Annotated in this window: 8 protein-coding genes and 1 pseudogene; 5 read left to right on the forward strand and 4 right to left on the reverse strand. The window is 48.1% G+C overall.

All coding sequences use genetic code 11. From position 1 onward, the window contains the following. The first annotated feature begins 70 nt into the window (after positions 1–70). From GA004_RS06845 to GA004_RS06860, 4 genes are all read left to right on the forward strand, one after another. Positions 71–4270 carry a S8 family serine peptidase gene (locus tag GA004_RS06845; protein ID WP_283396573.1) on the forward strand — a complete coding sequence of 1400 codons (4200 nt, stop codon included), beginning with the start codon at positions 71–73 and terminating at the stop codon, positions 4268–4270. A gap of 97 nt (positions 4271–4367) precedes the next feature. Then, positions 4368–5405, forward strand: coding sequence for a GTPase ObgE (gene obgE / locus GA004_RS06850; protein ID WP_343218844.1), 1038 nt, complete (start codon positions 4368–4370; stop codon positions 5403–5405). 39 nt (positions 5406–5444) lie between these two features. Then, the gene (locus GA004_RS06855; RefSeq protein ID WP_283396575.1) at positions 5445–5948 is read left to right on the forward strand and encodes a hypothetical protein; all 504 of its coding nucleotides are present in this window, start codon (positions 5445–5447) and stop codon (positions 5946–5948) included. Positions 5949–5953: 5 nt separating this feature from the next. Continuing rightward, positions 5954–7669 carry a GspE/PulE family protein gene (locus GA004_RS06860; RefSeq protein WP_283396576.1) on the forward strand — a complete coding sequence of 572 codons (1716 nt, stop codon included), beginning with the start codon at positions 5954–5956 and terminating at the stop codon, positions 7667–7669. Positions 7670–7842: 173 nt separating this feature from the next. On the opposite strand, the pseudogene GA004_RS18150 reads toward GA004_RS06860, so the two are convergent. From GA004_RS18150 to GA004_RS06875, 4 genes and pseudogenes are all read right to left on the reverse strand, one after another. After that, a pseudogene (locus tag GA004_RS18150) lies at positions 7843–8240 on the reverse strand (peroxiredoxin-like family protein). 80 nt (positions 8241–8320) lie between these two features. After that, the gene (gene speB / locus GA004_RS06865; protein ID WP_283396577.1) at positions 8321–9202 is read right to left on the reverse strand and encodes an agmatinase; all 882 of its coding nucleotides are present in this window, start codon (positions 9200–9202) and stop codon (positions 8321–8323) included. A 6-nt stretch (positions 9203–9208) separates the two neighbouring features. Then, positions 9209–10372 (reverse strand): carboxynorspermidine decarboxylase, encoded by a 1164-nt coding sequence (gene nspC / locus GA004_RS06870; RefSeq protein WP_283396578.1) that lies wholly within the window; start codon positions 10370–10372, stop codon positions 9209–9211. Position 10373: 1 nt separating this feature from the next. After that, positions 10374–11579: a saccharopine dehydrogenase family protein gene (locus GA004_RS06875; RefSeq protein WP_283396579.1), complete on the reverse strand. Its 1206-nt coding sequence runs from the start codon at positions 11577–11579 to the stop codon at positions 10374–10376. Positions 11580–11792: 213 nt separating this feature from the next. Between GA004_RS06875 and GA004_RS06880 the strand changes: the two genes are divergently transcribed. Further along, on the forward strand, positions 11793–11999 hold the full coding sequence (locus GA004_RS06880; protein ID WP_283396580.1) for a hypothetical protein: 207 nt from the start codon (positions 11793–11795) through the stop codon (positions 11997–11999). The last annotated feature ends 33 nt before the right edge of the window (positions 12000–12032 follow it).

The following is a 12032-nucleotide window of genomic DNA, read 5'->3' on the forward strand; positions in this document are numbered from 1 at the left end:
AGCGTATAACCTTTTTGTCAGGCGCCTTGATCTGTTTGAATTAGCCAGACTGAATAAAGAGCGTAATTAGATGAGAAGAAAGTTTCTAGCAATCTCGATTACCGCCACAATTTTGGTCCTAGCCTATTGGTCGTGGGTCTGGACTGAGGTCGAATTACCCGATCAAAGTAGAGAATTCGTTGAGTCTCATATTGAAGAGGGCGAAATCACAAAGCTGGACTCTATTGGCCATTCCATAGTAAAGGATGCGAAGGAGTACAGCGGATTAATCGAAGAACAGTTTGTTCCGACAGGCCGCTTTGAAAACAGTCGGGTCATTGATAAACTAATTGAATCAACAGGTTCGGAAAAGGAAAAAGTCACTGCCTATTTTCTAGTTGATAGTGGTGTAGATAGAAAACGTCTGGCGCTCGTTGAGCAAATTTATGAAAAAGAACTCGGAGGCGAACTGTCGTTAGTTAACCAGTACGCTTCAGTCGGGGATGAAGTGATATTTGACGCGAACCCGCTATTTGTCGATAAAGTAGCTCTCGAAGAATACTTAGAACTAGCGGATGGTTTTATATCGAGGAAATCAAGACTCTCGAGCTTTGTTCAGATAAAGCTTCTTAAGCCTAGTGTTTCAGGCTATCGCGATCTGCTAAGTGGACTGCGCATGAAATTTCCGAATACAGTCGTTTCGCGGGACGATCTACATTTTGTTTCAGCGGAACCAGCGGAATATTTGTCCTCTCTCCAATGGCACCTTGATCAGATTGGAGCCCCAGATGCTTGGGAGTTTTCAACTGGTGAAGATGATGTCGTTGTCGCGGTTATTGACACGGGGTGTCTCACCTCACACCCAGATTTGGTTGAAAATATTTTTATGAATACGGACGAGATTCCCAACAATGGAATCGATGATGACAGTAATGGGTTTATTGACGATGTGAGAGGTTGGGATTTTCTCGATGACGATGCGAATCCGAATGATGAGACCGGACATGGTACTCACATTTCGGGAATAGTGGGGGCAAGGGGAAATAACGGAATAGGGACGACGGGTGTCGGTTGGAATATCAAGGTGCTACCTCTCAAGGTTGGGGATAATACTGGACTTTCAAGTTCCGCTATCGCGGAAGCGTTACGCTATGTTTCGAGTTTGAAACAGAAAGGAGTAAATGTAGTCGCTACTAACAATTCTTACGGGTCGAGCTCCCCGAATAATGTCGCGAGGGCTGCGATTCAAGTCCATGAGGACATCGGAATCGTTTTTGTCGCAGCAGCGGGAAACGCTAGCGAGGATATAGATGCGGCGAGTAGTTCCCAGTATCCAGCAGGATTTCCAGAGGCAAACATTATTTCTGTAGCCAGTTCCACTCAAGGAGATGCCCTGTCTTTCGGTTCGAATTATGGTATTGAAAGTGTCGATATCGCCGCACCGGGTCAAGAAGTGTATTCGACCTACCTTGACGACGATTATGAGTTTCTGACTGGAACCTCTATGGCGTCGCCGATTGTTGCGGGTGCAATAGCTTTGCTAGCGACATACGAACCTGGACTGTCGGCAAAGGAAATGCGTCAGCGAGTTTTTGATACTGCAAAGCCGCTAGAAAGCTTATCAGGAAAAATTTCGACTGGGGGACGACTCGATTTGCTTGCGATGCTAGAAATGGATTTAGCGGGACACACGCTCTCAGTCAAAGGCCATGAGCCACACTTGATCCTCCTACCTGATAGTGATTTCACGGTCGACTTTAAGTTAGAGGCATCAGGCGACGCGGATGTAGCGTTTGAGTATCTAGGGGCGGAAAGTGACGTCCGGATTCAAGAGATTTCCGATCGAATCTATTCGATTCAATTCAGCTCTCCGGGAGCATATCGTTTTAGATTCACTGCAGAGAAACTTGGGATAGTGAGAGAGCTTGAGAAGATAGTGGTTGTGGATCCAGGAGCGATAGCTGATGTGACTACAGGTCTACTCCATTCGTGGAACTTTAGAGAGAATGGAACCTTGCTAGTGGATAGCGTTGGAAACGGTAATGCGGAGCTTGTAGGCGCCACCCGCGTGGATACGCCACTAGATCGTGGTGTAGACTTCGATGGTACCTCCAGTTTTGCCCGGTTTAACGCAAGTTTCTCGCCGATCGTCACACTGTCTGCGTTTGTGAAAGCGGATGACTTATTATCAAGTCCCCATCCGCGAATTATTAACATGCCGGACTACTACCTCTATTTTTCAACCAGAGGAATTTCGGATGTGCCTGACGGTAATGCGAATACGTTGAAATTCTATTCGAATCGGACAGGAGACTTCGGAGTTTGGAATTCACCACCAGATACGGTTCTTGAAGGCGAGTGGATACACGTCCTAGCGAGTTACGATAGTAGAGAAACGGCGAATACACCGAAACTCTACATAAATGGAGTGGAGCAAAAGGTGCGGTTACAGAGGATTCCCGTTGGTGAGCAGACGATTGGAGGTGGTGAATCCTATCTCGGGGATCGTGCGGACGGAACTCGGGCCTGGGATGGCCAAATGGACGAGGTTCGAGTCTTTAATCGTCTAATAGATAAAGAGGAAGTCTCTTTGCTAGCTGCTCGATACGCGTCTGCAGTTTGGGATGCTTATTCGATATCGGAACTGCCTGATAGCGTTACGAGCGATTCAGTTTCCTTGGGCTTGAGGGATGCTTCTGGCAATGCGCCCAATGCCGATTTTCAATGGAGCCTCGTTGATGATTCTATCGGAGTGTCATTGGGCGATGCGGATGGATCCTCTGTTGAAGTGCGGAATCCAGAAAATTTAAATATAAGCATTGTTTTAAAGGCTTCCAGCTCCTTCGGCGTTCGTTATTATAGATACGATCTAGTAAGCGATCCTCCTAAAATTGAACCGGGGGTATATACGGGAACTACTTCTACAGGCGGAACCCTTTGGGTGGAGGTAGAGGAAGGGCGACGCATGGGAAATATCACTATATTTGATGAAGATGCCGAAGTCTTTAGAATTCGGGAGCCCATTTCAATTGATCCATTTGGCGATTTTGAGACAGATCCTTTTCTTTCTTTTCGAATTACGGGTACGATTGATGGTGAGGTCGTTGGCCAGATCGAGGATTCGGACATTACTTTTTCAGGCCATAATATTAAACCGAACAACTTGGTAACTGGTTTTGATGGCTTCTATTCTGGAGGTGCTATCGGTGATGGTGGACGATCTTTAGACCTCAAAGTTCTGCAAAACGGAGAAGCGTATCTTTGGCAAACAGGCGCTCAATCCGAATTAACCCAAGGGGTTGTATCCAAAGATGGAACTTTTAGCCTTTTGGTTAACGACGGTGCAACAATCTTGGGAAGAATAGATTCAGGAAATGGGAGAGTTAGAGGTGAGGTCAGCGTTGGAGATGAAGCCCGTAGCATTTATCTACGAAAAAGTAGCCTTGATCCAGTAAACCGATACGTGAACCTCTCAACGAGAGGTTTTTCCAGCTCAGGGGAGAATGTATTAATTGGTGGATTTGTCCTTGCTGGAACTCAGCCAAGAACTGTGCTTATTAGAGGCTTAGGGCCCGAATTAGAAAATAGAGGATTGGTAAACTTTCTTCAGAATCCGCGAATCAGGATTTTTAGTGGAAGTGAGGTAATCGCGGTTAATGAGTTTTGGAGTAGCCAACCCAATTTGGAGGAGCTCATTGAGTTTTCGAGCCGAGTACAGGCTTCTCCGCTTCCTTCCGGGAGTATGGACGCGGCGATGCTTTTGGAATTAGATCCCGGGCTCTACACGGCTCTCCTCGATTCTAATGGAGGTGAAGGTGATGGACTTTTTGAGATTTTCGATGACCCAGGCGAATCAGAGCCCTCTCTGTTCAATGTATCCACGAGAGGTAAAGTAAAGGGACAAGAGAGTCCCTTGATTGCCGGTTTTGTGGTTTCAGGATTCGAGCCTAAACGAGTCCTGATCAGAGTGCTCGGACCAGCCTTGGGCGACCGTGGAATTTCTGAACCCCTGGCAGATCCTTGGCTTGAACTGTATTCCGAGTCGGTGCCAATTGCTGCCAATGATGACTGGAGTGAAGGATCTCGGCCGAGTTCGAATGGGAGTGCGGTAAGGGGACCCGCGAGGGGCTTAATGAGTGCCTTTGAATCCTCGGGCGCGACGCCTTTGAATTTCGGTTCGAAGGACTCCGCGATGCTGGTCTGGTTGGAACCGGGCCTGTATACGGCGATAGCGAGAGGATTCGAAGGAGATGAAGGAATCGCGTTGATCGAAGTATTCGAACTCAGATAATTTGGATTACACCGATAATCCGTGTAAGTCCAAGCGGATCACTTTAACCCTATGCAGGGGTTGCATTATGTAGAAGGTGTCCTATTGGTTCTGCGGCATGTTCGTCGACGAGACTAAAGTGAAGTTGCAAGCGGGAGATGGCGGCCGAGGCTGTGTAAGTTTTCGTCGTGAAAAGTATGAAGCTTTCGGAGGACCCAATGGGGGAGATGGCGGTAAAGGAGGGGACGTCATTCTGGAGGGTTCCAGCAACGAGAATAACCTCACCCGTTATCGTTTTCAGCCGCATTGGAACGGCGGTCGCGGCGAACATGGTCGGGGTTCAGATCAGAGCGGTGCCCAAGGAAAAAACTGTGTGCTGACGGTGCCACCGGGAACGATAGTGGTGGATCTGGAAACGGGCCAAATTGTGGCCGAAATTCTCGAGCATGGCGAAACCAAGGTCCTGCTTGAGGGAGGCAACGGAGGTTGGGGAAACAAAAAATTCAAAAGCTCGGTGAATCGAGCCCCCAGAAGAGCTAATCCAGGCGAACCGGGCGGGTCGGGAGAGTTTAAGCTAATTCTTAAGAGTATCGCGGACATCGGCTTGGTGGGGTACCCGAATGCGGGTAAATCAACCTTGACGAGTCTGATAACGAATGCCCGTCCCAAGGTGGCGGCCTACCCGTTCACGACCCTACACCCTCAAATTGGAGTTATCGAATACCCAGAACGTTACAAGACACTAGAGATAGCTGATATTCCTGGGCTGATCGACGGTGCGAGCGAAAACCGAGGCTTAGGGCATCGATTTTTGAGGCACATCGAACGCTGTTTTTTACTTACCCTTATTATAGACATGTCGGGAATTGATGTTCGGGAGCCATGGGCTGACTATGACCAGCTTATACAAGAGTTGGGGGCTTATGATCCAGAGCTGCTAAAAAAGCCTAAGCTATTGGTAGCCAATAAGATGGATGAAGAATCGGCGGTAGAAAATCTTAAAATATTCGAGAAAACTCGCGACGTTGCCATCCAGCCAGTCTCATGTTTGACGGAGGAGGGATTAGCTGAACTAAAAGAACTTATATGGGAAAAGGTAACTCAGGCTAAAGCTAAGGAAAAAGAAGCCGAGAGTTCAAAGAGCGGAAACCGCTAACGACGACTCAACAGCAACTAAGCCTTAACCAATCCCTCAATGGCCAGTCTCAAGCCACTTATTGTGCGTGCCAATCGGCTCCTTGGAGCCAGTCTGGTGGAGAAAGGGCTTGTCTCGATTGATGACCTTGACGAGGCCAACGATCGGCTTGCGGAGTTCGTTTCGTCTGACTCCAACTCTATGCAGGTCAGTCTGTTGTCTATTCTGGTATCTGAAAAGCAGTTGATCAGCGAGGATGACCTGCTCGAGTTGCTTGTCGAGGATCACGGGCTAGGCCTGGTAGATGTGAGAAATGTGGAGTATCCGGATTCTTTAAAGAAGAATCTCGACACGAAAGTTTGCTGGGCGACATTGACCGTACCGTTTGATCATCTCGAAGATACCACCTATCTGGCGAGCGCTTACTATTTGAGTCCAGCAGTTCGTATCTATTGGGAGGAAAAATTGGATGGGCACGTCGTCTGGTTTGCATCAACGGTGGAGTCATTGACGGACTTTCTGGAAAAACTTGAATCATCAGTGGTCGCAGCGGCTACGAATTGAGAATCATGGCACTGGGAAGACTTCAGGGAGCGATTGTCGATAATCTAGCGGAACGTTCGCATTTGAATACCGGGCAGCTGGAAGAGCTGAAGGGAACTGATTCGGATCTTAATGGTAGCGAATTTGATGAGTTGCTCCTCGGGGATTACCGTGTATCGCTGCATCAGCTAAACGTAGCCAAAGCCAAGGCCTATGGAGTCGCTCCGTTCAACGTTAAGGGGCTGGACGTCAACCGAGGGACCTGGGAAATTCTAGACCAGGAGTTTTGCAATGAGAACGGTGTAGTCCCTGTGAGTTGCGTGGGAAAATATATCGTTGTCGCTTTTTCGAATCCTTTTGAACTGACGATTTCGAGTAAGATCGCGAAGATTAGCGGAAAACAGGTGGTTACGCTTCTGAGTCCTGAAAGGGATATTAAGGAAGTGCTCAATCAGGATGCCAATTCTGGGAAAGAGTCTCAGTTCGACGATGTCGTTGAAGCGGTTGGGATTGAATTCGGCCCCGTGGAAGACCTCGATGATGACAGTCTTGATGACGAGGAGTCGGCTCCGATCATTCAGCTAGCCAATCGTATTGTCGAGGATGCTTATGGACTAGGAGCGAGTGACATACACATTGAGCCCCAGGAAAAGGAGCTCGTCGTTCGCTATCGCATTGACGGTGTTTGTCAGGAGAAATTGAGGTTGCCCAGTAAGGTGGCTGGCTCACTGATTGCGCGTCTTAAGATAATGGCTAACTTGGACATTGCGGAGAGACGATTGCCCCAGGATGGCCGCATCATTTTTAAGCAGTTCAATCGAAAAAACATAGACATCGATTTACGTGTCGCCACGGCTCCCCTAAACCACGGTGAAGGGATCGTCATGCGTATTCTCGATAAGCAGAAATCGACAATGCCTCTGCCTGCGATCGGATTTGCGGAAGAGAATCTTCTCAAATACCGCGAGAGTATCAAGCAGCCCTACGGTATGATCCTCCATTGTGGTCCGACCGGATCGGGTAAGTCGATGACACTATATTCAGCTCTAAATGAGATTAATAGCCCTCGTATTGTAATTAGAACCGCGGAAGACCCGATCGAGTATACATTGAATGGGATCAATCAAATGCAGATGAATCGCCAGATCGGTCTGACATTTGCTAGCTCATTGCGGGCGTTCCTGCGTCAGGATCCAGATATCATCTTGGTTGGGGAAATTCGAGATACGGAAACCGCAAATATTGCGGTTGAAGCCGCTCTGACGGGTCACTTGCTTATCAGCACATTGCATACAAATGACGCGCCCAGTACGATTGCGCGTTTAACGGACATGAACATTGAGCCCTTCATGATTTCTTCTTCACTCCTCTGTGTCTGTGCTCAACGATTGATGCGCCGCGTTTGCAAGACCTGCCGGATTCAATATGAGCCAAAAGGGCGTGAGAAGGAGGTTCTAGAGACAGGTATTAATTGGAGTGGTACGATATTCAAGTACAACCCCAAAGGTTGTCCTCGGTGTAGCAATACGGGATTCAAAGGCAGAATCGGTATCCACGAGTTGATGGCTACAAATGACGAGCTGATCGAAGCGATCAACAAAGGGAAAGAGACATCCGAAATTAAAAAAATCGCAATGCGTGGAGGAATGAAAACACTCCATCAGGATAGTTTACTTAAGGTCAAGGACGGTATAACAACCTTGCCAGAGGCGTTGGCGACGGTGCCGGTAGACATGACTTGATTTGCAGAATTACATGTAAATTGGGGTCAATGCTCTTTTGAGTTGGCTGCGGCTAGAAGCAAATTGGAAGAAATTCGGTATTTGTAGTTTGGGTTCACGTACTTAAAACTGATTTCCAGTTCAGGTGTCACTAGGAATACTGAAGGGACAGGCAATTTTCCGCGCCTTTTGTTTTAGTAACGAACGCCGAACGCATCGATGGCTCTGTAATCACTGTCAAACATTAGTTGGTAGCTGAGATTGTGTTTTGCGTCGGTGATATCGAGCGATTCCGGTTTGTCAGGGCTGATAGCGATTATCTGATACCCGCTTTTTTTAGATCGTCTTCGATGGAGGCTAGTTCGGACAATTGTGTGTTACAATAGGGGCACCAACTTCCGCGGTAAAATATTACGACTGATGATCGACCAAGAAGGACATTCAACAAGCTTATGGGTTCACTTTGTTGGTTGGTGACATCTACTGAAGGTATCTTTGCGCCGATCAGAAGTGGTCTTACTCCTTCCGCCGTGTTTGCGTTAAGGAAATTCGTATTGGCAATGAACAGTGCGAGTATGGCAAGAACTTGAATGGGCTACATGGAGTATAAAATCGAGAGGTTAATCTAGGCTCTGCCCGCTCTAACGAGCCAGGAATGGATTGAATGCTGCTTCATCGGTTTTTTAAGATGAGGTCCATCATTTTGTAGACAAGTTTAGCCGTGATGAAATCTGAGGCATGCTGAGAAGGCAAAGGGGCAAGTTCGACGACATCGGCTCCGATTACCTTCCGTCCTTTCATTGCATTCTCCAATCCTTCGGTGGCCTGATACCAGTTAAGTCCTCCGGGTTCGGGTGTCCCGGTACAGGGAATAAGTGAGGGATCCAAACCGTCCACATCGAATGTGATATACAGGTTCTTGGGGAAGCCCGTAGGGAGCAGTGTTTCTGGAAAACCACTTCTAGCGATCTCGTCTGCATCAAGATGGGGAATTCGGTTAGTCTCTCTGAATCTAGCTTCGCTGGCTGACAGAGATCGAATTCCAATTTGGAATATAGGGATATTGAGATCGTGAATGCGTCTCATAATACAAGCGTGACTGTATTTGTTCCCTTGGTACGAGTTGCGAAGGTCGGCATGGGCGTCAAACTGTACGACACCGAAATCAATGCCGCGGCTATTGATCTCGAGAATCGGCCCGAGAGTAGCTGCGTGCTCGCCACCTAAAAGGATTGGGATTTTGCCTTGACTCAAGGCAATTCCTATCGGCTCGCGAACACGTTCGAGAGTGGCTTCAGGATCCGTATCACAGTTGACGAATGGGGCGGTGTAGATTCCTGATGCCCCTGGAACCCCTCCGTCTAGGTAGGCTTCAAGTTGGATAGATGCGTGTAGGATCGCTGCGGGGCCGTAGGCGGTTCCGCCTCCATAGGAGGCACTCGTTTCCCAAGGTGCTGGAATAATGTGAAACGCAGCGATTTCGGGTGAGCTGGGAGGGATGTCGTCCGAGTGAAAAGCGGGAGGCTTGCTGAAGGGGGATGTTTCTGCGCTCATTTGAATCTACGATAGTCGGTTCTTGTAATCTTCGTATCCGAATTCCCGAACAATATTGAGCTCGCCAATTCGAGGATCCCAGGTAGCAATGGAAGGGTGCTTGATGCCATTGAAGGTCGTTGTTTTCACCATTGTATAGTGCGCCATATCGAGGAATTGAATCTGGTTGCCGGGTCGGAGCGGACGATCAAAAGAGTAGTCACCGAATACGTCTCCGGCGAGGCAGGAGAGTCCTCCCAATCTATAAGTGTGGGCTCTTTCGTTCGGTAGACTAGCCCCGAAAATCTCGGGACGGTAGGGCATCTCGAGGACGTCTGGCATGTGGCAGGTAGCCGAAATGTCTAAAGTTGCGATGTCTGGTTTGCCAGGAATGATGTCAAGGATCGTTGCCAGTAGGATGCCGGTGTTTAAGGCGATCGCCTCTCCGGGCTCTAGGTAAACTGTCAAATTCGGGTACCTGCCTTTAAATGACCTAAGTGTCTCAATCAGGAGATCCCGATCATAAAGCGGGCTCGTGATATGGTGCCCTCCTCCAAAATTAACCCACTTCATTCCAGGAAGCCATTGTGCGAATCGTGCCTCAAATGCCTCAAGCACTCTCGCGAATGTATCCGAATTTTGCTCGCAGAGAGCATGGAAGTGTAGCCCTTCAACTCCGTCAAGACTACGATCCTGAAACGCTTCTACGGGTATCCCAAGTCGAGTTCCCTCGGCGCAAGGGTCGTAGAGTGGAACTTCGACTTCAGAGTATCCAGGATTAACCCGTAGACCATATGAAATGCTACGATTTGTATTGAGAATTGCCGTTCGATGGCGCTCCAATTGTCGAAAGGAATTGAAAGTAATATGGTGGGCGATTGGCAATGTTTCTGCCATGTCCCGATCGGAGAAAGCGGGAGCGTATACGTGAACCTCCTTACCGAAGAATTCTGATCCCAGTTGGGCTTCGTGAGGGCCACTGGCGCAAACACCGGCGAGGTAATTTGAAAGAAGAGGAAATACGCTATGCATAGCGAAGCCTTTAAGAGCGCAAAGAATCTTGCAGCCCGCGTCCTTCTGCACTGAGTCAAGGATACTTAGATTGCGCTCGAGTCGTTGCAGATCTACCACGAAGCAAGGCGAGGGAATTCCTGACGGAAGACTGGGATCGTAGTGGACAATATGATCCATGTTAGTCTACAAGCATGGCGGGTTTCTCTGCGAGAAAGACTTCTTTCCAGGGGAGTCCATGCAAGTTCAATTGTTCCATGAAAGGGTCGGGATCGAATTGCTCGACATTGAAAACGCCTTCACCTCTCCATTTACCGGTTAGCAACATCATGGCCCCAATCATCGCCGGAACCCCAGTGGTATAGGACACTGCCTGCGACTTTACCTCTTCAAAGCATTGTTTGTGATCGCAAATATTGTAGATATAGTAGTATTTTTTCTCACCCTTTTTCAATCCATCAACAATACAACCGATACAGGTTCGGCCCTTCGTGGTTTCTCCTAGAGAGCCAGGGTCGGGCAAAACCGCTTTGAGGAACTGTAGAGGAATGATTTCTTGTCCTTGGTAAAGGATTGGGTCGATTCGTGTCATTCCAACATTCTCCAATACTCGCAGGTGGGTAAGGTATTTTTTTGAAAATGTCATCCAAAACCGAATACGCTTAATTTCGGGAATATGCTTGGCCAGGGATTCCATTTCCTCATGGTACATCAAGTATATTTCCTTCGGGCCTATGCCTTCTGGGAAGTCAAACGAGCGATGTATCGAGAGAGGTTCCGTTTCTTTCCATTCTCCATGTTCGAAAAATCGGCCATTGGCTGTGACTTCTCGTATGTTGATCTCAGGGTTGAAGTTAGTTGCAAAATGCTTGCCGTGATCTCCAGCATTACAGTCGATGATGTCGAGCGTGTCGATCAGGTCAAAGTGATGCTTTTTGGCATGGGTTGTGAAGATGTTTGTCACTCCAGGGTCAAAACCGCATCCGAGCAGAGCCATAAGGCCGGCCGCTTTAAATTTTTCTTGGTAAGCCCATTGCCAGTGATACTCGAATTTGGCCTCGTCTTTTGGCTCGTAGTTGGCCGTATCCATATAGTGGACGCTTGCTTCAAGACATGCATCCATAATTGTGAGGTCTTGATAGGGAAGGGCGACATTAATGACTAGGTTGGGCTTGAACTCCTTGAGTAGGGCCGCCGTTTCAGCGACGTTGTCAGCGTCAATTTGAGCTGTGGAAATGCTTCTATCTAGCTCGCTGGCAATCGAATCGCATTTAGACAGTGTCCTGCTGGCGAGACATATCTCAGAAAAGACTTCCGGTAGCTTGCTGCATTTATGGGCCACGACGCGACCGACACCTCCGGCCCCGATGATTACAACTTTGCTCATAATGATCGTTTCATCTTTCAGAGTGGATCGAATTGCAATGGCAATTGCACAGATTTTCCAGCGAGCTTTGCCTTACTAGGAATTGGGTACTCCTTAGAGGCCGTATACTAAGGCCTTCCCGTTATGTGAGCTTTGTTCGTGGAGGAACGAGCTGCATTCTCTATTTAAATCGGTGGCCTAGATCTGGTAAGATGTAGGGAGAGGATTAAAACTATGTATATTCCAGCGATACAGAACCTAGTCAATGCGACTCTCAATCCGATCGGGAATATGAGTAATGACGCATCGAGTATTACTGCCCAGTCAACTGAGCCTACCGTGAGTGGGGGAGAAACGGCTTCGGATGATTCTGGCTTCGGTTCAAGCCGGGAGCCTAGATCTCAAGAGAACGTGGGATCCCATTTAAATCAGAAGGCCTAAGTTCGAACTCAACGAGCTCATCGATCGTTATCT

It is taken from the genome of Candidatus Pelagisphaera phototrophica (genome assembly GCF_014529625.1).
GTDB classification, from domain to species: domain Bacteria; phylum Verrucomicrobiota; class Verrucomicrobiia; order Opitutales; family Opitutaceae; genus Pelagisphaera; species Pelagisphaera phototrophica.